This window comes from Stenotrophomonas sp. SMYL8, assembly GCF_036320065.1.
GTDB lineage: Bacteria > Pseudomonadota > Gammaproteobacteria > Xanthomonadales > Xanthomonadaceae > Stenotrophomonas > Stenotrophomonas maltophilia_A.
Map to the genome: position 1 here is coordinate 92433 of NZ_JAWIRR010000008.1, position 21187 is coordinate 113619.

At 66.8% G+C, this 21187-nt stretch carries 16 protein-coding genes and 1 pseudogene; 3 read left to right on the forward strand and 14 right to left on the reverse strand.

All coding sequences use genetic code 11. The annotated features are described in order from the left end of the window. Positions 1–117 precede the first annotated feature (117 nt). Complete coding sequence (locus V3B25_RS09210; RefSeq protein WP_049423090.1) at positions 118–942, reverse strand: alpha/beta hydrolase; 825 nt, start codon at positions 940–942, stop codon at positions 118–120. 186 nt (positions 943–1128) lie between these two features. Between V3B25_RS09210 and V3B25_RS09215 the strand changes: the two genes are divergently transcribed. Beyond that, entirely contained in the window at positions 1129–1515 is a 387-nt protein-coding gene (locus V3B25_RS09215; protein ID WP_049423088.1) for a hypothetical protein, read from the forward strand. A gap of 69 nt (positions 1516–1584) precedes the next feature. On the opposite strand, the gene V3B25_RS09220 is transcribed toward V3B25_RS09215, so the two are convergent. The 13 genes and pseudogenes from V3B25_RS09220 to V3B25_RS09280 form a co-directional block, all read right to left on the reverse strand. After that, positions 1585–2298, reverse strand: a complete 714-nt coding sequence (locus V3B25_RS09220; protein WP_043402505.1) for a DUF2968 domain-containing protein — start codon at positions 2296–2298, stop codon at positions 1585–1587. Between the two features lie 99 nt (positions 2299–2397). After that, complete coding sequence (locus tag V3B25_RS09225; RefSeq protein ID WP_121503516.1) at positions 2398–4557, reverse strand: TadG family pilus assembly protein; 2160 nt, start codon at positions 4555–4557, stop codon at positions 2398–2400. 8 nt (positions 4558–4565) lie between these two features. Then, positions 4566–5024, reverse strand: a complete 459-nt coding sequence (locus tag V3B25_RS09230; protein WP_032128080.1) for a DUF3613 domain-containing protein — start codon at positions 5022–5024, stop codon at positions 4566–4568. Further along, positions 5021–5917 (reverse strand): annotated as a pseudogene (locus V3B25_RS09235) (Flp pilus assembly protein TadD). The gene V3B25_RS09230 and the pseudogene V3B25_RS09235 overlap by 4 nt, the downstream one beginning before the upstream one ends. Then, positions 5917–6852 carry a type II secretion system F family protein gene (locus V3B25_RS09240; protein WP_032128078.1) on the reverse strand — a complete coding sequence of 312 codons (936 nt, stop codon included), beginning with the start codon at positions 6850–6852 and terminating at the stop codon, positions 5917–5919. The pseudogene V3B25_RS09235 and the gene V3B25_RS09240 overlap by 1 nt, the downstream one beginning before the upstream one ends. 28 nt (positions 6853–6880) lie before the next feature. Next, the gene (locus V3B25_RS09245) at positions 6881–7837 is read right to left on the reverse strand and encodes a type II secretion system F family protein (RefSeq protein ID WP_032128077.1); all 957 of its coding nucleotides are present in this window, start codon (positions 7835–7837) and stop codon (positions 6881–6883) included. 2 nt (positions 7838–7839) lie between these two features. Next, entirely contained in the window at positions 7840–9189 is a 1350-nt protein-coding gene (locus V3B25_RS09250; protein ID WP_049398477.1) for a CpaF family protein, read from the reverse strand. Next, positions 9174–10430, reverse strand: coding sequence for a fimbrial protein (locus tag V3B25_RS09255; protein WP_032128075.1), 1257 nt, complete (start codon positions 10428–10430; stop codon positions 9174–9176). The genes V3B25_RS09250 and V3B25_RS09255 overlap by 16 nt, the downstream gene beginning before the upstream one ends. Before the next feature lie 27 nt (positions 10431–10457). Further along, positions 10458–11816 carry a type II and III secretion system protein family protein gene (locus tag V3B25_RS09260; protein WP_329810546.1) on the reverse strand — a complete coding sequence of 453 codons (1359 nt, stop codon included), beginning with the start codon at positions 11814–11816 and terminating at the stop codon, positions 10458–10460. An 18-nt stretch (positions 11817–11834) separates the two neighbouring features. After that, positions 11835–12872 carry a Flp pilus assembly protein CpaB gene (gene cpaB, locus V3B25_RS09265; protein ID WP_032128073.1) on the reverse strand — a complete coding sequence of 346 codons (1038 nt, stop codon included), beginning with the start codon at positions 12870–12872 and terminating at the stop codon, positions 11835–11837. Between the two features lie 23 nt (positions 12873–12895). Beyond that, complete coding sequence (locus V3B25_RS09270; RefSeq protein WP_049398481.1) at positions 12896–13372, reverse strand: TadE/TadG family type IV pilus assembly protein; 477 nt, start codon at positions 13370–13372, stop codon at positions 12896–12898. After that, positions 13369–13914, reverse strand: a complete 546-nt coding sequence (locus V3B25_RS09275; RefSeq protein ID WP_032128071.1) for an A24 family peptidase — start codon at positions 13912–13914, stop codon at positions 13369–13371. Before V3B25_RS09275 ends, V3B25_RS09270 begins: the two co-directional genes overlap by 4 nt. Before the next feature lie 88 nt (positions 13915–14002). After that, entirely contained in the window at positions 14003–14212 is a 210-nt protein-coding gene (locus V3B25_RS09280) for a Flp family type IVb pilin (RefSeq protein ID WP_049398483.1), read from the reverse strand. Positions 14213–14898: 686 nt separating this feature from the next. On the opposite strand from V3B25_RS09280, the gene V3B25_RS09285 reads away from it, so the two are divergent. Further along, positions 14899–15879 carry a helix-turn-helix domain-containing protein gene (locus V3B25_RS09285; protein WP_032128070.1) on the forward strand — a complete coding sequence of 327 codons (981 nt, stop codon included), beginning with the start codon at positions 14899–14901 and terminating at the stop codon, positions 15877–15879. A gap of 235 nt (positions 15880–16114) precedes the next feature. Continuing rightward, the gene (locus V3B25_RS09290) at positions 16115–21175 is read left to right on the forward strand and encodes a YadA-like family protein (RefSeq protein WP_329810547.1); all 5061 of its coding nucleotides are present in this window, start codon (positions 16115–16117) and stop codon (positions 21173–21175) included. Positions 21176–21187 lie beyond the last annotated feature (12 nt).

The window sequence follows — 21187 nt, forward strand, 5'->3', positions numbered from 1 at the left end:
CGACTTAATCCCCTCCGTCCCCTTTTTGCGCGATCAATCCATCCCGATCCTGCGCAGCCGGCCAGCGGCCGGCTCTACCACAGGGGCGGCGGCGCTGGGTGGCGCCGCCGCAGTCCATCACCCGCGTGCGAACGCCAGCAGGTCGGCGTTGAACCGGTCGGCGTGAGTGACGGTCAGGCCGTGCGGCGCACCGGCGTATACCTTCAACTCGGCGTCCTTGATGATCTGCGAGGACAGCTTGGCTGAGGCATCGAATGGCACGATCTGGTCGTCATCGCCATGCACCACCAGCGCTGGCACATCGATCTTCTTCAGGTCCTCGGTGTAATCCACTTCCGAGAATTCGTGCACGCAGTCGTACTGGCCCTTGACGCCACCGAGCATGCCCTGCAGCCAGAACGAATCACGCATGCCCTGGGTAACGCTGTTGCCGTCGCGGTTGGCGCCGAAGAACGGCGTGGTCAGGTCCTTGAAGAACTGCGAGCGGTCACCGCCGGTGCCCTTGCGGATGCCGTCGAAGACCTCCAGCGGGGTACCGGCCGGGTTGGCATCGGTCTTCAGCATCAGCGGCGGCACGGCGCCGACCAGCACCACCTTGGCCACGCGCTTGCTGCCGTGGCGCCCGATGTAATGGGCCACTTCGCCGCCACCGGTGGAGTGGCCGACCAGGATCGCGTCCTTCAGGTCCAGCGCCTCGAGCACGGCGGCCAGGTCGTCGGCGTAGGTGTCCATGTTGTTGCCGTCCCAGGTCTGGCTGGAGCGGCCGTGGCTGCGACGGTCGTGAGCGATCACGCGGAAGCCGTTCTGGCCCATGAACAGCATCTGCGGGTCCCAGGCATCGGACGACAGCGGCCAGCCGTGCGCGAACACGATCGGCTGGCCGGTACCCCAATCCTTGTAGAAGATGCGCGCGCCGTCGGCGACGGTGACGAAGTTGCTCATTGTGGTTTCCTTGACGGAAGGGAGGGAAGGCGCTGGCGTGGATGCCGGTGCCTTCGGCAGTACAGCGCAGCGCCAGACCGACGACTTGCACGGCTGTGCTGGATTACGCCGGATGTGACGTGTATCGCTCTGGCACGAAGCCGTGCCGGCATCGAGGATGGCGGCAGCCCTGACGAGGAGCCTGCAATGTCGAACGCGTGTTGGAGCCCGCTGTTGTACCTGCTGCTGGCCACGGGGGCGCATGCTCAGACCAACGTCTACAAATGTGTGGACGGGCCGCATCCGGTCTACCAGCAGACGCCGTGCCAGGGGCGCGCGGAATGGCGCTGGGAGGTGCCGGCGGAGCCGTCCTCAACAGGTGCGAGCGCGGCCAAGGCAGCGAGCCCAGCTTCAATGCGTCCGCGTGTGGTGCAGCAGCGGCGTGCGCGGGCTGCAGTGATACCGATCAGCGCGGATCCCGCCGCCTGTGAGCGCGCGCGGCAGCATCGTGGGAAGGTGCTGGCCAATGGCAAGCGCATGGACTTCGTGCAGCGCCGGCAACTGGACGATGCCGTGCATGAGGCGTGCCGTTGAAATGGAATGGTGCCGGAAACGACAACGGCGCCCGTAGGCGCCGTTGGACGGCACGCCAGGCGCTGGACCTCAGCGACCGTCGCTGGCGGCCGCCGGTGCCGGCGAGGGCACGCTGTCCGGCTTGGGCAGGCTCAGCTCCGGGTTGCCCTGTTCGGCCTGCAGGATCTGGATGCGGCGCTGCAGGGAATCCAGCTGGCTGTTGGTGCTCTGCACGTCGCTGCTCAGGCTGACCGCCTGCTGCTGGGCCTGCTGCAGGGCAGCGCTGACCTGGGCCGACTGTGCCTGCTGCTGTTCCATTTCCTGCTGCAGGGTGCGCAGGCGCTCCTCGTTGTAGGCCACCAGGCGCTCGGTATAGCGCTTGCCGGCTTCCAGTCGGGTGGTGTCGATGTAGACCTGGGCCAGCTGCTCTGACTGCTGCGCGAAGGTGCGGTAGACACGCTCGGCGTTGTCGACGGCATCGGTCTTGATCACCCGCCAGAAGTTCTTCTCCTGGAACAGGGCGACGTAGTAGGTCAGGGTGTTGGCATTGAACAGCAGGCTGGCGCCGTAGTTGCCGTTGTAGGTGGTGCGCAGCTCGGTCAGCTGGCGGGCATCCATCAGCTGCTTGAGCTCGTCAACGGTGTTGCGCACCACCGGTGCGGTACGTGCGGCCGGCTCTGCGGCTGCTTCGCGGTCGCCACGGGCAGCCATCGCCGCCGGTGCCACCAGCATCATGGCCACGGCCAGCAGTGCCGCGCCGCGCGCGTGCCGGGCGAAGACCGCGCCCCCTGAAGTTTCTCGCATGTCTAGACCATCCACGGATGAGTGTGGGTTGAGATGAAGGTGGTTCCCCACCGGGAGTCTAGCATGTGCGCGGGCGCCGCCAAGGGCGCCCGTCACGGGTCAGTAGACCAGCTGTGCGGGCGTGCACTGGATGGACTGGACATGCACATCCGTACGGCCCAGTTCCAGGCCCAGCACCTGCGCCAGCAGCGAGCGCAGCAGGGAGCCGACGCTGTTGAGCAGCGGCTTCAGGACGTCCAGGGCGGGCTTCAGCAGCAAGCACAGCAGGCCCGAACAACTGACCGGGCCATTGCCGGGGGCGGTGACGCCGTCGCCGGCGAACTGGTCCAGGAAGCCGGCATCGGCGGTCTGCAGGTAGGAAGTCAGGTTGTACTTCATGCAGTTGTTGTAGGTGGTGTCATCCAGCGCGCCAATCAGGCTGTTGCACTGCTTGACCAGCAGCCCACCCACAAGCGCTCCCAGTACGCCATCGAGGAGCCCCGAGCCAACCCCGGTCACTGCGTTGCGGAATCCTTGCCAGACCTTGCCGTCGACCATGCAGGTCACCAGCACACAGCTGGTAGGTACCCCCTTGGTGATGTCCCAGTTTCCAAGTGGTTTCAATCCCTGCGTGCTGTCTCCGAATTCCAGCAGCTTGATGGTTGCGTCAACATCGTATCGCTTGCGACCAACGTTGGCTGCTTTCAGGTAGCGATCGGCCAACTGCGCTGCGGTCGAGCCCTGGCTCATGCCATCGTCGCGCGGATCGAGCATGCCGGACAGTACGCGCAGCAGTTCGCTGACCAGCTCGGACACGGCGGTGCCCACCTCCAGGGAGTTGACCTGGGTTGAACCGGTCGCGCCGGCGGGGAGGGTGAGGCTTTGCGTGTCGGTCAGCGTATTGACCTTGATGCTGTCATTGATCAACGGGGCGCCGAGCAGTGTGAGCATCTGTTCCTTCTGCAGGGTGTCGCCACAGACATTCTGCTTGGAGAACCGCTCGCTGTCGGCCACCTTGCCGACGCAGGCGCGCAGCACGGAAGACTCGACCTTGATCGTCGCCGTGGGAGGCGTGCTGCCACATTGCAGGCTGGTCAGGGTCGCCATTGCATTGGTCACGTCCGCATGGACCGGCAGCTTCAGGCGGATGCCCAGCAGTGAAAGCACGCCGCCTGCAACGGGAATGTTGTTGGTGTCGATGTCGAGGAAGACACGGATCTGCGCGTTGTAAGCGCGCGAGCCAACGCCACCGATGGCGATGGAAGGCGGTTCCACCACAGCGGCTTTGGCATTGACCAGGCCCAGCAGGTTGAGTTCATCGACCGAGACCGCACGGCCGCCATTGGCGATGCTGATGCTGGTGCCGATCAGGTCCAGCACATTGACATCGGCCTGCAGCGCGCTGGAAATCGTTCCATCCGGCGCGACCACGCGTGCGAACAGGCCGCCACCGCTGTCATCGGAGCCGAGTTTCACCTCCAGCTGCTTGAGGTCGATGCCCTTCACGACCAGGGCATTTTCCAGTGCACTCAGGTCCACGTGGGCAACGCCCTGCTGGGTGAGCAGGTCAACGGTCGCCTGAAGGATCTTGCCCAGCTTGACCTTGCGGCCGGCCAGCAGATTGTTGAACTCCGCCACGCCCATGTTGACGTCGATCGGAATGCCCAGTGCCTGCAGCAGTCCATTCGGGGTGATATGCGCCTGTGCAAGGCCGTCGTAGCCGAGCAGGGTGGTCTTGTCGAGGTCGGCGCCCACCAGTTTCAGGACATTTCCCAGTGGCGTGTTGCCATTGATGCGCAGCAGTTGCGAGCCGACACTGAAAACCGCCGTGGGTTCTGCACGGCGCGCCACCGCCTGTGCGGTCACGGTCGGCAGGCTGCTGTTCTGCCCGAAGAAGGGAAGCACCGCGCGGCGGGTGATGACACGGACGGCGTTGCGTTGATTCGCTGCATCGACGACCGGGCTGAAGTGCCCTTCGGTGGCACGGGTCACGTTCCAGTTTCCGCAGCGGATTTCCAGGCTTCCTGCGAAGGTGTTCTGGGTGAGTGCGCTCTGCCGCGCAGCACTGTTGTCGCTGTTGTCCGAGGTGCACAGTTCCAGTCGCTGCGCTCCGGCCAGTGCGGCCAGATCAGCGACTTTCTGTGCATCGCGCTTGGCCCAGAACAGGTAACCGATCTCGATCAGGCCCAGCATCGCCAGCAGCGCCAGCATGACCAGCATCATGGTGATCGACATGCCGCCCCGTGGGCGGCTGAAACTGAACTGGCGTGGGCGTTTCATGGCCTACCTCAGCGTCCGGATGAGGATGATCCCTTGGACTTGGCGACATCGGCTTCAAAGAAGTCCGGGATCTCGTGTTCGAAACTCTTCATGTAGCGGGCGTAGCTCAGCGTCGCCTGGTCGCCGAGGATCGGCAGGTGCTGTCCGGCCTGTTGCCCCGATGCCTGCAGGCGGAACAGATTGCGCGTGGTATCGCCGATCTGGCTGCGGCCGGGCCGCGGGGCTGCAGTGCTGCCGTCGGTGTTGGCCACTGCTGCAGGCGCCGCCTGAGGCACCGGTGCTGGCGGGGCCGCCAGGTCCACGGTGGGCAGTGACTCGGACTGCAGCGGCTGCGAAGCCGACGCAGCCGGCGTGCTGCCGCCAAGCATCTGCCCGGTCAGCGGCTGTTGCTGCGCCTGCACGGCGGCGGCTGGCAGCAGGCAGATCAGAACGGGCAGCAGGCGTCGGGTCAGGGGCGTCGCGGTCATGGTGTGTTCCCGTTCGGGTGGTCGGAGGCGCTGAAGCGTTCCAGCATCGAGGGCGGCAGGCGCTGCGGATCGCGTTCATCGCGGCTGTCGCGGCGCGGTTCCGCCGCCAGTCGCGTGGCGCCGGGCGGGTTGCCGGCGGCATCGCTGGCGAGAGCACGGGCAGCGGCCGGCACGACTGCGGCGGCTGCCGCTGCGGCTTGGCGCTGCTGCAGGCGGGCACGGATCTGCGCCGCCTGCTGCTGGATGCTGAGCCGGGTCTCGTCGTTGAGGTTCGCTTGCTGGGCGAGGCGTTCGGCAGTGGCGGTGTCGCCCCGCAGTACCGCCCAGAGGGCGAGGTTGGCGGTGGCCTTGGCATTGCCCGGCGACAGCTCCAGCGCCTTGGCCAGGGGTTCGCGCGCGCGCTAGAACTGCCCGGCGCGCAGCCGCGCATAGCCCAGGTCGCCGAGATAACTTGTATTCAATGGCTGCAGTTCGGTCGCCCGCGCCAACGCCTGCTCACTGCCGGCGTCGTCGTCGCGGCGCGCGGCAATCAGGCCCAGGCCATGGGCGGCCGCGGCGGCCTGGGGGCCACTGGAAAGATCGCGGTACAGGGTGACCGCGGCATCGGCCTGGCCGGTCTCGCGCAGCGCGTCGGCCTGCAGCAGGCGCAACGCCGGCGGATCGCCGTAGCGCTGGCGGAAGGCGTCGACGTGGGCGAGCGAGGCATACCATGCGCCTTGCTGCTGCATGCGCTCGATCAGCTCCAGGTAGGCATTGCGGCTGTCCTGCGGTGCCGGTTCGGGCGCGGCCAGGCTGGGCGCGCGCAGGTACTTCGGCGTGGTCGATGCACAGCCGCTGGCGCCGGCAACGGCAGCCAGGGCAACAATCAGGCAGGAAGTGCGCAGGGCAGGCATCAGGGGGACCCCATCTTGGACATGGTGGTGGCCAGCGCGACCAGCGCCGGACCGGCAAGGACCAGCATCAACGCTGGCAGCAGGGTCAGCATCATCACCACGGTCATCTTCACCGAGAGCTTGCCGACCTTTTCCTTCAGCGTGTTGCGACGCTGTTCGCGCAGGCGGATGCTGAACTGCCGCAGGGGCTCCTGCACCGCGCCGCCATGGGCGTGCACCTGCAGGATCAGCTGCATCAGGCTGGTCAGGTCATCGTCGGCATAGACCTCGCTCAGCCGGCGCAGGGACTGTGCGCGCGTGCGGCCGTGGGTATAGGCGATGTTGGCCTCCTGCAGCTCGCCGCCGAGGACCGGCAATGCATCGCGCAGCTTGTCGCCGAGCGTCTGCAGGCTCTGGTCCATGCTGAAGCCCACGCCCTGCAGCAGACGCAGCAGGTCGATCAGCAGCGGCAGCTCGTTGTCGACCGCTCGTCGGCGCCGTTTCACCCAGGAGGAGAGAACGAACTTGGGCAGCAGCAGGCCGGCGGCGAGGGCGCCGATGATCACCATGATCCTGGCCAGCCCGGTGACGCTGCTGAATGTCAGCACCAGTACCAGCACCAGCACGGCCAGCAGCAGGCGCAGGCCGAGGTAGATGGCCGTACCGCGGCGGGTGTTCCACCCGGCCAGATCCAACAGCAGCCGGTCTTCATTGGCCAGCAATGCCGTTTCCAGCCGGCCGCCGCTGAGGGCACGGCCGAAGCGTTCCAGCCAGCCCAGCGAATCGTGCCGCGCAGGCTCGGTGTCACGGGACGCCTCGCGCGGCTGCAGGGCGGTCTTCAAGGTGGCCGTTGTACGTTGCTCACGATGGCTGCGTACCCAGCCGCCGATACCGAGCAGGGCGATACCGGCGGCCAGCACGAGCAGGGAGAGGGCGAACCAGGCGCTGGCGCTCATCGGTTGTCTCCGGCGGGGCGAAGGGGGTTCATAGGGACTTGGCCAGGCGATACAGCAGGAAGCCACCGACAAGTTCCATGCCCAGTGCAAGCAGCAGGATCTTGTGGCCCAGCGGATCGTGCAGCACCGGCTGGAAGAAGTCCGGGCTGGTGATCGCCATCAATACCGCGCAGGCCGGTGGCAACAGGCCCAGCACCCACGCTGACATCCGCGTCTCCGAGGTGGTCGCTGCAAGCTCCTGCTGGGCCTGTTCCAGATCGCGCATGAAATCGCCCATGCGCTGCAGGATCTGGTCGGAGCGCCCGCCGATGCGCACGCTGACACCGATCACCACCGACAACACCTTCAGCACATCCATGCGATAGGGATGCGAGGCCTGTGCGAGTGCACGGTCCAGCTCCATGCCGCTGCGTGCAAAGCGCACCGTGGTGTCCAGCAGCCCGCGCAACGGCGCGCTCGTCTGCATCGACGCAACCTGGAACGCGGCCTGCAGGCTGTTGCCCAGTGCGGTCAGCCGCACCAGGTTGTCGAGGAAGTCCGGCAGCTGATGCAGCAGTTGCGCACGCAGCTTCGTGGTCCGCCGCATCACCCACAGCCAGCAGCCAAGCAGGTACAGCAGCAGGGTCAGCGGAAACATCCATGCGGTGCCCAGCCGCAGCATCGCCACCACCGACAGTACCAGCCCCGGTACCAGCAGCATGATGGGAATTTTCCAGCCGGTCTGCAGCCCTGCGCGCTGCAGCAGGCCATCCAGCGGCAGCACGCGGCGCCCGGCGCTGGCGGGCCGCGCCGGGTCGTTGGCAGCGGTGACGGACGGCCCGGCGGGTGCTCCGCCCGTGGCGCTTCCGCGCGAAAGCTGCTGCTCGGCGTGCCGCATTGAAACCTGGCGCTGCTCACGGCTGCTGGCCGTGCCCCACAGCCAGGCTGCCAGCGCCAGCAGCACCGCGATGATGCTCAGCATGCCCAGCAGCGCGCCGGTTCCCATGCTCAGAAGTCTCCGTAGAGCGATTCGCGCAGCTGCTGGCGGAACGGCTCCAGCTTGTGCGAGTGCGGATGGAAGCCCAGCCCGACCCAGCGATCGATCTCTTTGCCGTTGCCGTCGATCTGCAGCTCGTGGCGGAACATTTCCTGGGTGGTGATCAGGTTGTCGCTGACTCCGGTGATCTCGGTGATCGAGACCAGCACGCGGCGCCCGCTGCCCAGGCGCGAGATCTGCACGATGAAGTCGATGGCACTGGCGATCTGCCGGCGCAGGCTGTCCTCGCTGCCCTGGAAGCCAGCAAAGCCGGCCAGCATCTCGATCCGGTACAGGCAGTCGCGGGGCGAATTGGCGTGGATGGTGGCCATCGAGCCGTCGTGGCCGGTGTTCATCGCCTGCAGCATTTCCAGCACCTCGGCACCGCGCACCTCGCCGACGACGATGCGGTCGGGGCGCATGCGCAGACTGTTGCGGACCAGATCGCGGATGCTGACCGCACCGTGCCCTTCGGCGCCGCCGATACGGCTTTCCAGGCGAACTACATGCGGGTGGTTGAGCGAGAGCTCGGCGGTGTCTTCGACGGTGATCACGCGCTCGTTCGCGGGGACGTAGCTGGCCAGGGCGTTCAGCAGCGAGGTCTTGCCCGAGCTGGTGCCGCCGGACACCAGGATGTTGCAGCGACCCAGTACCATCGCCTTCAGCAAGGCCTGCATCGGCGCATCGAAGGTGCCCTTGGCCAGCAGTTCATCGGGGGTGAACGGGTCCTTGCGGAACTTGCGGATGGACACCATCGGTCCATCCACCGCCAGTGGCGAGATGATCGCGTTGAGACGGCCGCCGTTGGGCAGGCGCGCATCGACCATCGGATTGGAGTCATCCAGGCGGCGCCCAAGCGGGGCGAGGATGCGGCGCAGGATGCGCAGCAGATGCGTATCGTCGGTGAAGCGCTGGGTGGCCCGCTTGAGCTGGCCGCCCTGGGACACGTGCACATCCTTGAAACCGTTGATCAGGATGTCTTCGATGGACGGGTCGTGCAGCAGGTCGTCCAGCGGGCCGAAACCGGTCAGCTCCTTGACCAGGCCGTCGGCGACCACCTGCATCTCCTCTTCGTTGATCGGGATGCGCCACTCCTGGATGAAGCCCACCGTCTGCACCTGCACCCAGCGGGCGATGGTGTCGGGGGCCCAGGAATCGATGTCGATGCGCTCGTCCTCGATGCTGTTGAGCAGGTGCTCATGCGCGGCCGACAGCACCTTCTGGTACTGCTCGGTCTGCGCGAACGGCTGATGGCCCGGCGAGCTTTCGGGCAGCACCGGCCGGGCAACGGCATGCGGGAACGGGGTTACCTTGTCTTCCATTGCGATCCACCCAGGGCAAGGGAGAGTCTTTCCCGCAGGCCCTGCGCCTGGACCGGGCAGGCAGCCGGATCCAGGCGCGAAACCAGCGGGGCGAGGGCACGCAGGTAGGGGTCGCGCGGCGCATCCTGCAGCAGCAGGTGGCCCTGGCTGGCAGCCAGGCGCACGCGCGGTCGTTCGGGAAGCGTGGCCAGCAGGGGAACCTCGAAGCGGCGCGCGATCTGCTCCGGGCTCATGCCGCTGCTGTCATCGTGGCGGTTGATCACCAGCTGCAGGCGCTTCTCGCGTTCGCGCTGGCCGGCAAGATGCTTCAGTGCCTGGTCGAGCGACACCAGTGTGGCAATGGAGGCATCGGTGACCAGCCAGATCTCGTCGGCCTGGTCCAGCAGCAGCGGCGGCAGCTGACGCAGCGGGCAGCCACCGGCATCACACAGCACGCTGGCGAACACGGTGCGCAGGCGCTGCAGCAGCGCACCCGGATCGGACGGCGGTACCGCATCGCTGCCGCTGGCGCGGTCCAGCAGCACCAGCCCGGAATCGTGACGGGCCATGGCCGTACGGGCGAGGGTGGCGTCGATGCGGCTGGCGTTGCGCAGCGCGTCTTCGTAGTGGAAGCGGCTGTCCAGGTTGAGGTACAGGGCGAGGTCGCCCGAAGGCTGGGCCAGCTCCATCAGCAGGCCATCCTGCTGCAGTGCCTCGCCCTGTGCCAGTGCACGGGTCTGCTGTGCCAGCACCGAAAGATGCGCGGCCAGCGTACTGGTGCCGACCCCGGCGCGCACGCCCAGCAGGACGATCAGACGGGCCTTGTGCGCCTGCTGCGCGGCGGCGGCCGGTCGTGGTGACAGGGCGCGACGCAGCGCGGCCTCGATGCCGACGTTGTCGCTGTCCAGGTCCAGCACATCACGCAGGCCCGCCCGCAATGCGATGACAACGCCTTCCACCTGGCCGGCACTGGTGGCACCGACCGCAACCAATGCCAGATCCGGCTCGGTCTGCTGCAGTTGCTGCGCCAGCACGCTGGAGGCGGCCGCATGTTCCGGGCGGAAGTCGAGCAGCACAAGGCTCTGCGGCCCGCGTTGCAGGTCCTGGGCGGAGGTCGGGGTGCTGCTGTCCTGCCAGTGCAGGGTGGTGGTTGGCGGCAGTTTCGCCGCCAGCCGGGGCAGCAGTTCGCGATCCATTCCGTACAGGACCAGGTTCATCGGCGGTCCTTGCGGATGCAGCGGCTGGGCAGTGGCGTAGGGCATGGGCGTGGTATCGCAGGCATCATGGAATCAGCGTGAGAAGCCGGGCACCGGGTCCTGGCTGATCGGACCCAGCAGCCAGGCGCCCCATTCGGGCATGTGCGGCTTGGCCTCGCGGTCGCCGGGCAGCGGCAGCTCGGTGTTGCGTGCCAGAGGCTTCACCAGGCGTGGCGTGACGATGATCACCAGTTCCTTGTCCTGGCGCTTGTAGTCGAAGTTGCGGAAGAACGAGCCGATGATCGGCAGGTCACCCAGCAGCGGGATCTTGCCGACGCTGGAAACCACGTTGGAACTGACCAGGCCACCGATCACGAAGCTCTCGCCATCGCCCAGTTCGACCGTGGTATCGGCGCGGCGGGTGGTGATGGAGGGAATCTGCACGCCGTTGAGCGCGATGGCGTTGCTGTAGTCCAGGTCGCTGGCTTCCGGTGCGACTTTCAGGGCGATGCGGTTCGGTGCCAGTACCGTCGGTGTCACGGTCAGGCCGATGCCGAAGGGCTTGTAGGTGATGGTGGTGGTGCCCAGCCCCTGCGGTTCCAGGATCGGCAGCTCGCCGCCGGCCAGGAAACTGGCGCTCTGCCCGGACAGCGCGACCAGTGTCGGTTCGGCCAGCACACGCGCCATGCCATTGCTCTGCAGCAGGTCGACGTCGGCATTCCACAGGCCCTTGGTCGAGCCGAACACCAGGCGGAAGGCCGAAGAAATGGGCGATTCGGCTTCGTTGCCGGAGTTGCCTTCCTTCATGCCGGGCAGGATGCCGGTGTTGCCCGGCAGCTGGCCGCCCGGGCGGGCGAAGCCGTAGGCGAAGTTGCCATTGCGGTTCTGGAAGCTGATGCCGATCTGCTTCAGTGCGGTCTTGTTGAACTCGACCACCTTGACCTCGACCTGGACCACGCCGCCGCTGCTCACCGTGGATGCGTCGGCAAGCAGGCCATCCTTGCCCAGGGCCATGGCGGCAGTCTTCTGCTCCTGCATGTGCGACAGCACGCTCTCGGTGCTTCCCTGCAGCAGGCCCTGATTGTCCTGCTGGGTGAATACCAGCCCGTTCGCGCCGGCGTCGGCCGCACCCTGCACCGCACTTTGTACCCGCACCTGCAGGCGCTGTGGTTCGGTCTGCTTGCGGTGCCAGAGCAGGAGCGTGGTGGTGCCCGGCGCCTTGCCGACCAGCAGGGCCTGGCGCTGGCCGCGCAGCATCACGATATCGGCCACGCCCGGATCGGCAATGGCGACCCGCTCCAGATCACCCGGCAGGGTCCAGGGGCGCTGCTCACGCGCCTGCAGCACCAGGTCGTCGGCGGCCACGCTTGTCGCCGGTGCCAGCAGCACCAGCAGCAGGGCCAGCCAGCGCTGGCGGGGGGAAGGGCGTGGATTGCGGCGACGTTCGGTCATGGATGCGCTCGATGCAGGTCAAAGGGAACCACGGGGGGCGGAGCTGTCACCTCGGATGATTTCGATGCCCGATGCGCGTGGGGCGCTGCGCCGTGGTGCGGGTACGCGTGCCGGGGCATCCTGGGTGCTGCGCGCGGGCGCGTTGCTGCGGCCGGCCAATGCATCGCCGTCGATGCCGGCGAAGGCGTGATTCTCTGGCCGCTGCAGCGCAAGCTGCTGTTCCGCATCCAGGCCACGCAGGGGATCAATCACCCCGCGTGCCTGCGGGAACAGCGCCAGATCGGGCTGGCCGGAATCGGCAGGGTTGCGCAGGGCGAGGAACAGCTTGCCCTGCTGTGCACCCAGCAGCAGCCGGTTGGCATCGGCCACCGGCACCGCCAGTACCGCGCTGCGTGCCGGCTGGGCGGTCCCGCTGCCCGTGCTCTGGGTGCTGCTGCTTCCGGTGATGTCGGCGGCGCGTGGATCGTTGCGGCCATCGGCCTCGTTGCTGGCAACAGCGTCATGGTTGGCCGGGGCGATGTCCTGCTGGCCATAGCTGAGCACGCGCAGGCGCGACAGCAGCAGGCGCGTCTGTGCTGCGTCGGCCGGGCCGCTGGCAGTGGATTGGGCATTGCGCAGGTTGAGGAACACGTCGACGAAATCACCGGGCAGGATGCGGTTGCCGGCCCCCACCAGCTCGTCGACCGGGACCGCCAGTGCGCGTTCCCCGGGGCGCAGCTGCAGCGAGAATCCCTGCGCGAGTGCGTTGCTGCTGATCGCCGTGCCTTCGGCGATGTCCTGCACCGGCACCTTTCCGACCACGGCGGAAATGCTGGTGGCGGCACCGGAAACCGGGGCGCTGCGCTGTGCGAGACGCAGTCCGTTGGCAGAGATCGGTTCGCCGGCCGGCAGTCGCGCCACCGCTTCCACCACGGTGATCGCCTGGGCTTCGCTCTGCGTCATCGGGGCAACCGTGGCCGGTGCGGCCGGCTTGCGCCCGATCATCAAGGCGATCACCGCCAGCAGCACGGCCAGCCCGATCAGGGCGACGGCAGCAATGCGGGTCAACTTGAGCATGGAACCGTCTCCTGTACCGAACGTCAGTTGCCGCTGCCGAGGTCGAGCTGAGCGACCGCGACGCTGCGGATGGGAGCCCGCATCACCCACTTGTAAAGCGTGGCGGTGCCGGGCAGGAAGGGATGGCTTGCGTAGTCGTAGCTGACCGTCACGGTCATGCACTGGGCGCTGGCCAGTCCGGCGCAGGGGGCCTGCGCGGAGACCAGAATGGCGTTGTTTCCGCCATTGCTGCAGTCGACCGGCTGACCCGAGAAGTTCAGCAGCCACTGCATCGAACTACGCGCCGCAACGCAGGCGGCGGTACGGCGTTCGTTGGCGCTGCCATAGCGCAGCGATGCACGTGCACCCTCGGCCGAGGCGGTTGCCAACGTCTGCTGGGCCGCCATGATCATTACGCCGGAGAACGTGAACAGCAGCAGCGGCAGCAGGCCCAGCATCAACATCAGCGCGAACTCGATGCTGGCCGCGCCACGTTGCCGGCGTCGGTTGTGGATGTTCATGCCACGCCTCCGTACGTGCTGATCAGGACCCAGGCGATGGCGGATACCGCCAGGTAGGCGGCGTAGGGAATGCCTTGGCGTCCCTGGCGGGCGCTCTGCATCCCGCGCAGCGCCGGGTGCGAATGCCATTGCGAACTTGCCCGATGCATATGGGCTTGAAGGCCGATGGGCAGTACTGGACCCAACCGTCGCGATACCAGCACCAGTGCGGCATGTGCGCCCGCTGCCAGGCTGGCCGCGATCCAGATCGGCAGTAGTGCCTGCCAGCCCAGCATCAATCCCAGTACCGAAAAGAATTTGACATCACCGGCGCCCATCCAGCGCACTGCATGGAAAGGCAGCAATGCGACCAGGCCGAGCGCCGCGCCGGCAACGTGGGAAGCCCACGGCAGGCGCGGCGCGTTGAACTGTCCGGCGATGAGCACGACAACGGTGATCGCGCATGCGGACAGCAGCCAGGCGTTGGGCACCCGACGGGCGTACAGATCGCTGATCGCGATCCGCAGGCACACACCGATGGCCAGCAATCCCAGCAGTGTCATCGCACCCTCCATTGTCCGTCAGTGGACGGTCAGCCGCCGCCTTCTGCAATGAGCCGCAAGCGCAGCCGACGGCTGCGCGCGGTCCCGGTCAGCCCCCGCCGCCGGCAGGCGGTGCTGCACTACCGGAGGCCTTGGTGGCCAATGCGGAGAGATTGGTGAACAGGGTCTCGAAGAAGGACTTGATCTGCGCATTGCCGACCGCGATCAGGATGCCGGCAATCACAGCCGCCAGCAGGCCGTACTCGAGTGCGGTAACGCCATCTTCTTCCTTCAGGAACTTGCGGATCGATGCGTTCATGACGTTTGTCTCCCTCTACCTGTCTGCTACAGGACACCTGTTGGGCGGTGGCCCGGCTCCGCCGGGATCGTCCGTGGACCTCCGCACGTCCTGGCGGAGGAGGCACGGCGGGATGGACCCGCTGTGCTCAAGCAGGGTGATCGTTTCCAGGCGGGACGCCGTACGCGCAACCGCGACCACGCGGCGCGGGGCCGGTGGTCGACGTGTCGAGCGATACGTGCATGGTCATGCTGTCCCCCTGGGTGCGGTCATTATCAAAGACCGGATCACCGTGTTATCGACTTTGCCTGAATGGCGGCCGGCTGCAACCGGAACCTATATGCAAATTCGGCAGAATCCCATTGCTCCTTAATTTTCAAGCCGGGTTCTGTGACGGAAATCCGTTCGCCCGCACAACGATTCATCGACGTGCAGATAATGTGAGGCAGGCTTCAGGTCGCATGCGAAAACTGTGCCAAACGCGACAATCTGATTTTCACCTCTGTATCCATCTTATTCAACGCGGTGCAGATGTTTACCCCGTTGAATTATCGGGCATACTCGCATTCAAGTACTCGCGTTTCTTTTGGGGTGCGCACCTTGGCGGCGCGCATCCCGGTGATGGAAGAGATTCCATGAGAGGTGCGCGCCCTGTCAGGCAGTGGGGGCCGTACCGCACGGCGGATAATCGGGGGGACGACACTGTCATGGTCGATGGTGGGGTAGGAGACAGCGACGACAGCGGCCTGCGGTCGATCGACCTGGCGACGCTGAGCGGCGTGCTTCGTGTATGTGATGTCGAACTGCTTCTGCTCGATGGCAATGGGCCGCGGGCGGCCTTCGCGTCACGCGTGCACGAGGAGGCGTTGTTCTGCAGCATCAGCTGTGGATTCCATTGCCGTGGACGTTTCATGCTGCCGCCGGACTGGGCGATGCTGGGGTATCTGCATGCGACCGATGAAACCCTGAGCTGGTGCCATGGCGTACCGCTTGCCCCTGGGATGGCGCTGACCGTGATGCCCGAGGGCATCAGCGAGTTCACCCTGAGCCCGGGCACGCACATGACCCTGATGCTGGTGCCGGTGGCACGGGTGCAACGCAAGCTGACCGAATTGAGCCTGCGCAGCACGCCGCCGGCCGGACAGGCGCTTTCACTGTTCAATCTCGCCAGCGAGGCCGCCCCGCTGGCACAGCATTACCAGCAGCTGCACCTGCAGCTGGGCCAGGGCACGGGCCTGCAGCCGGAAGAAACCGAGCGGCTGCTGCACGAACACGTGCAGGCACTGCTGGGTGCGGGTTCCGCCGAACGCCCGGGTTGCAGCCGTGCGCGGCGCACGCATTATCTGATCGCACAGCGGGCGGAAAACTTCATGCGCCTCAACCTGCGCCGCAATATCTACATGAATGAGATCTGCGACGCTGCCGGTGTCAGTGAGCGTGGGCTGCGCTACGCGTTCGAGGACCTGTTCGGTACGTCGCCCAATCGTTACCTGTCGATGCTGCGCCTGTGCGCAGCCTGCCGCAGCCTGTCGATGGCCGATTCCAGCCGCCGTTCGGTCAAGGCCATCGCCCTCAGTTGTGGCCTGTGGGACCTGTCGCGTTTCGCCGACAACTACCGCAAGGTTTTTGGTGAACTGCCGCGTGACACGCTGATGCGCGCACCCGCGCAGATCGGCCAGCCCGCCTGATCCAGGCCCCATAAGGGTTTCCCGGCGGTTCCTGCCGGAATTGCATATCCGCTTGCCGATATGGTTGCCGCTTCTGCATAACCGGCTGCCGATTCCGACCGTGGATTTGCCGGAATGCGCGATTGCCGTGCCGGAATGAAGTGCGCAGCCGCCGTTGCAAACGCTGAAATGTCAGTCACCTGCCTAACGGCAAGTCCACTGACATTCCAGTTGTTCGCCTACGGGGGAAATGCTCATGAACCGCATCTACCGGCGTGTATGGAACCGCCAGCTCAATGCTCTGGTTGTGGCCTCGGAACTGGCCACCGGCGATAGCGGCGGCAGCGCCGCCCGCGATCCGCGCAGTGTCCTGCTGATGCCGACCGCACTGGCCCTGGCCCTGCTGTGTGCGCTGGCCAGCGGGAATGCAGGAGCATCCGAATCCAATCAGTCGCTGCGTGATCTGCAGGCACTGGCCGCGAAGTACGCGCAGCCGATGCCGGTCAAGGTCGACGCAGAAGTCGCGCTGGCCGCGGCATCGCGCCAGGCGCAGAGCAGTCCGGCGATCAGCGCAGACGCGCGTGTGGGCCTGCAGCTGAGTACGACCTCGCTGCCGATCGTGCGCGACGTGCCGCCGGCTACCGTACAGGTGAAGCTGGCGGCGAACGCCGCGCCGAAGCAGGTCGCGGTTCCTGCACTGGCCGCCGATGTTCGCGCCAATGTCGGGCTGGGGCACGCAGCGTCCAATGTGGCGAAGATTGATGCCTCACTGGCGGCCAACGTTGCGCCGTCCGCGCATGCGCCGCTCGGTGTGGCTGCGGATGCGCAGGCGAAGGCCAGGGTTGGCATCGCCGGTGCCCAGGTGGCCTCGATCGATACCGGTGCCAAGGCGGCCGCCGCTGTTGCTGGCGCATCCGCTGGCTCGCTGTCCGGCCTCAAGGCGTCCGTTGACGGCAAGGTGGATTCGCAGCTGAAGCTGGCGGGCCACCAGATCGATGGCCAGGGGCAAGTCAAGGCGACGGCGGCGGTCACGTTGCCGGCAAAGGAGGAGCTGCCGGGCGAGACCCATGATCGTGCGATCACCGCAGCTTTCGATACCGGTGTTGCCGGCAAAGTGCGCGTGCAGGCGCCCGATGGCCAGGAAGTCGTGGCCGACCGCAATCTGAAGCTGGCCGGCCAAGCGACTGTGGCAGCGCAGAACAGCGCACTGGGCGTGGGTGGCCTGGTGGGCGGCGTTGTCGGCGCGGCAGGTGGCGCCGTGGGTGGCGTGCTTGATGGCACCGTAGGCAACACGGTTGGTGCGGTCGGCGGCGCCTTGCACGGCGCGGTTGGAACGGTAGGCGGCGCAGTGGGCAGCACGCTCAATGGCGCCGTTGGTACGGTTGGTGCAGTCGGCGGCACCGTCGGTGGTGCGCTCAACGGCACGGTCGGTTCGGTCGGCAGCGCCGTCGGCGGCGCACTCAGCGGTGCGGTTGGCACGGTTGGTGCAGTCGGCGGCACTGTGGGTGGTGCACTCAACGGCACGGTCGGCTCGGTCGGCAGCACCGTCGGCGGTGCACTCAACGGTGCAGTTGGCACGGTTGGTGCTGTCGGCGGAACTGTGGGCGGCACGCTCAACAATACAGTGGGTGCGGTGGGCAGCACCGTCGGCGGTGTACTCAATGGCGCTACAGGTGGCAGCACCGGCGGCCTGGGGGGCCTGCTGGGCGATACGCTCGGCAATGTCGGCGGCGCCGTCGGCAACCTGCTCAATGGCAACCTCAACGGCACCATCGGCAATCTCGGCAGTGCCGTAGGCGGCCTGGTCGGCGGCACCCTCGGCGGTCTCGGCCTGACCAAGCCCTCGGCGATCCCGCCGACCAGCCCGAAGGCGCCGGCTCCGGCCGATCCGAACGCGGGCCTGATCATCGGCACCGGCGGCCTGGTTGGCAACGTCGGGCAGCTGATTGGCCCGACCACCACCAGCCTGTTTGGCGGCAACGGCTACCTGAGCAACGGCAACCTCAAGCTCAGCAACGCCAACGTGATGCAGACCTACTCGACGGTCAATGTGCTGGGCCTGCCCGTGGTCAACCTGTCGCCGGTCGGCAGCACTCTCAACGGCCTGGGTGGCGCCGTCACCGGCGGCAGCTCGCACCTGACCCTGATCGGTGGTGTCACCTCCGACAGCTACATCTACAACATCAACAACGGCAATCCGGGCGGCCTGCTCGGGCTGCTGCTACCGAAGGATTCGCCGGCGTGGGCGGCCAAGTGCCTGGACATCGCCCTGGCCGACATCTCCTGCTGGGCAGTCAATGCGGCGCAGGACTACCAGGTGCTGATGGGTGACGGCGCCTTTGCCAACGGTTCGAAGGAAGTGGTGATTGGCGCCAATGCCCGCCACGAACTGCCGAAGGTCGATGCCAACGTGGCCTTCCCAGGTGCAGGCACCAATGACCCGAGCAACCCGACCGGCGTGCCGACCGCGGACTACGCCGCACGCATGGGCCATTCGGTGATCGTCGGCGACAGCGCGGTGGGCACGGCCAACGGGCAGACCCTGCTCGGTGCCGAGGCGACCTCTAACCAGGCCAATTCGGTTGCACTGGGCTACCGTTCGGCCGCGCTGCGCGGTGCCCAGGCCAGCTACAGCGCCTATGGGCTCACTGCGCCGCAGGTCTCGGCCGGTGAAGTGTCGGTGGGTACCGCCGGAGGCGGCGAGCGCCAGATCACCAACGTGGCCGCCGGTAGTGTCAATACCGATGCGGTCAACGTGGCCCAGCTGAAGGGTGCCATCAGCCTGATCGATGATGTGGCGGCCGCTGCGGTGACCTACGATCTGGACGGTGCCGGCAATCCGAACTATCGCCGCGTCACGCTCGGTGCGGGCACCGGCACTACCACCATCGGCAACCTGGCCGGCGGTACGGTCACCGCCGGCAGCCTGGAAGCGGTCAATGGCGGCCAGTTGGCGGCGACCAATGCGGCCATCGCCAGCTTCTTCGGCGGTCGCGCAGCCTTCGATCCGGCCAGCGGTGCCTTCACCGCACCACTGTTCGAGATCAGCACCATCTCCACCGGCGGTGCGATCGCCAAGGGTCTGTATGAGAACGCCACCGATGCCTTCGCCGCGGTCGATGGTTCGCTGGTCAATCTCAACACGCAGATCACCGACATCCGCAACGGTGGCACCAAGTATCTGCGGGTGAACTCGACCGGTACCGAGGCACTGGCCAGCGGCGCCGACTCGATCGCGGTCGGTACCAACGCCCGCGCCACCGCCGCCAACAGCATCGCGGTGGGTGCCGGCAGCCTGGCTGACCGTGCCAACAGCGTGTCCATCGGTGCCGCCGGTGCCGAGCGTCAGGTCACCAACCTGGCTGCGGGTACCGCAGCGACCGATGCGGTCAATGTCGGCCAGCTGCAGGCGTCGGAACAGGGGGCACTGCGCTATGACCTCAATGGCGACGGCAGCGTCAACTACGCCAGTGCCACGCTCGGCCAGACCGGCACGGCTACCACGCTGCGTAATCTCGGCCCGGGCCAGGTCAGTGCCACCAGCAGCGAGGCCATCAACGGCGCCCAGCTGTTTGCGGCCAACCAGGCCGTGGCCACCCACCTCGGTGGTGGCGCAGCGGTCAACGCCAGCGGCGTGCTGACCGCACCGACCTACTCGATCAACAACGTCGCCGCCAACGGCACCGTGACCAAGGGCAGCTACAACGACGTCGGTACCGCCTTCGATGCGGTCAGCAACTCGCTGGCCAACGTCGCCGACCAGACCGGCGAGATCGACAAGCTGGCCGTGAAGTACGATGTCGATGGCAGTGGCAACGTGCTCAACAGCGTGACGCTGACGGGTACCGGCACCGGCGCGGTGAAGATCACCAACGTCGCCGCCGGCAGCATTCTGGCCGGCAGCAGTGACGCCATCACCGGCGACCAGCTGTTCAGCACGAACAGCACCATCGCCAACTACTTCGGTGGCACCACCGCGTACAACGGCACCACCAACGTGTGGACCGCGCCGAAGTTCAGCATCTCCAGCATCGCCACCGACGGCACCTTTACCAGCGGCGACTACAACAATGTCACCGCCGCCTTCACTGCGGTGGACGGCTCGCTGAAGGTCCTCAACCAACGCATCACCAACAACAGCGGTGGCAGTGCCTACCTGGCAGTGAACTCGACCGCAGCGCCTGCAACGGCTGCCGGTGCGGAAGCGGTGGCGGTCGGCCCGCAGGCCAGTGCGGCCGGTGCCAACAGCGTGGCGGTCGGCAACGGCGCCAGCGCCAGTGCCGGCAACAGCGTCGCCCTGGGTGCCGGGTCGGTGGCCAGCGTCGGTGCGCAGAGCGGCTACACCGGCGCCTATGGCCAGACCGGCGCCAGCAACTCGGCCGGTGAGGTTTCGGTCGGCAGCACCGGCAGCGAGCGCAAGATCACCCATGTCGCCGACGGTTCCGATACGTACGACGCAACCAACGTCGGCCAGCTGAAGAACGGCGTGAACTACGCCATCGACGAGTCGAAGAAGTACACCGACCAGAAGATCCAGAACATCACCAACGTGGCCGGCAGCTTCCGCGCCAACAACACCAACAACCTGGCCGATCCGTCCGCCAGCGGTGCCAACTCGGCTGCCGGTGGTGCAGGCTCCACCGCCGCCGGTGCCAACTCGACCGCGCTGGGCAATGGCTCGCAGGCGCAGGCCGACAACTCGGTGGCGCTGGGTGCGGGTTCGGTGGCGAACCGGGCCAACACGGTCTCAGTGGGTGCCGCCGGTGCCGAACGCCAGGTGGTCAACGTGGCCGACGGTTCGCAGGCTACCGACGCGGTCAACGTACGCCAGCTGCAGGCCTCGCAGCAGGGCACGATCCGTTACGACACCACGGTGAACGGCGCGACCAACTACAACAGTGTCACGCTGGGCAGCACCAACAGCGGCCCGACCACGGTGCGTAACGTCGCCGCCGGCACCGCCGGTACCGACGCAGTCAACGTCGACCAGCTGAAGTCGGGCATGGCGCAGACCCTGGACTGGTCGAAGGCCTACACCGACGAGCGCATGGGTGGCTTCGAGCGCGACCTGCGCAAGACCGACAACCGCGCCTCGGCCGGTATCGCCTCGGCAATGGCCACCGCAGCACTGCCGCAGCCCAGCGAAGCGGGCCGCAGCATGGCCTCGGTCGCCGCCGGCAGCTACAACGGCGAGTCGGGCGTGGCGGTTGGTATCTCCGGTGTTTCCGAAGGAGGGCGCTGGATCTACAAGTTCAGCGGCTCCACCAACAGCCGTGGCGAGGCCGGTGTGGCCGTCGGTGCAGGCATCCAGTGGTGATCCCCGCCGCCG

Excerpts from the sequence above, each read along its gene's own strand:
- V3B25_RS09220 (WP_043402505.1), bottom strand. The coding sequence starts at position 2,298 with ATGCGAGAAACTTCAGGGGGCGCGGTCTTCGCCCGGCACGCGCGCGGC.
- V3B25_RS09255 (WP_032128075.1), bottom strand. The coding sequence starts at position 10,430 with ATGCCCTACGCCACTGCCCAGCCGCTGCATCCGCAAGGACCGCCGATG.
- V3B25_RS09250 (WP_049398477.1), bottom strand. The coding sequence starts at position 9,189 with ATGGAAGACAAGGTAACCCCGTTCCCGCATGCCGTTGCCCGGCCGGTG.
- V3B25_RS09210 (WP_049423090.1), bottom strand. The coding sequence starts at position 942 with ATGAGCAACTTCGTCACCGTCGCCGACGGCGCGCGCATCTTCTACAAG.
- V3B25_RS09270 (WP_049398481.1), bottom strand. The coding sequence starts at position 13,372 with ATGAACATCCACAACCGACGCCGGCAACGTGGCGCGGCCAGCATCGAG.
- V3B25_RS09240 (WP_032128078.1), bottom strand. The coding sequence starts at position 6,852 with ATGAGCGCCAGCGCCTGGTTCGCCCTCTCCCTGCTCGTGCTGGCCGCC.
- V3B25_RS09215 (WP_049423088.1), top strand. The coding sequence starts at position 1,129 with ATGTCGAACGCGTGTTGGAGCCCGCTGTTGTACCTGCTGCTGGCCACG.
- V3B25_RS09275 (WP_032128071.1), bottom strand. The coding sequence starts at position 13,914 with ATGACACTGCTGGGATTGCTGGCCATCGGTGTGTGCCTGCGGATCGCG.
- V3B25_RS09260 (WP_329810546.1), bottom strand. The coding sequence starts at position 11,816 with ATGACCGAACGTCGCCGCAATCCACGCCCTTCCCCCCGCCAGCGCTGG.
- V3B25_RS09245 (WP_032128077.1), bottom strand. The coding sequence starts at position 7,837 with ATGGGAACCGGCGCGCTGCTGGGCATGCTGAGCATCATCGCGGTGCTG.
- V3B25_RS09285 (WP_032128070.1), top strand. The coding sequence starts at position 14,899 with ATGGTCGATGGTGGGGTAGGAGACAGCGACGACAGCGGCCTGCGGTCG.
- cpaB (WP_032128073.1), bottom strand. The coding sequence starts at position 12,872 with ATGCTCAAGTTGACCCGCATTGCTGCCGTCGCCCTGATCGGGCTGGCC.
- V3B25_RS09230 (WP_032128080.1), bottom strand. The coding sequence starts at position 5,024 with ATGACCGCGACGCCCCTGACCCGACGCCTGCTGCCCGTTCTGATCTGC.
- V3B25_RS09225 (WP_121503516.1), bottom strand. The coding sequence starts at position 4,557 with ATGAAACGCCCACGCCAGTTCAGTTTCAGCCGCCCACGGGGCGGCATG.
- V3B25_RS09280 (WP_049398483.1), bottom strand. The coding sequence starts at position 14,212 with ATGAACGCATCGATCCGCAAGTTCCTGAAGGAAGAAGATGGCGTTACC.
- V3B25_RS09290 (WP_329810547.1), top strand. The coding sequence starts at position 16,115 with ATGAACCGCATCTACCGGCGTGTATGGAACCGCCAGCTCAATGCTCTG.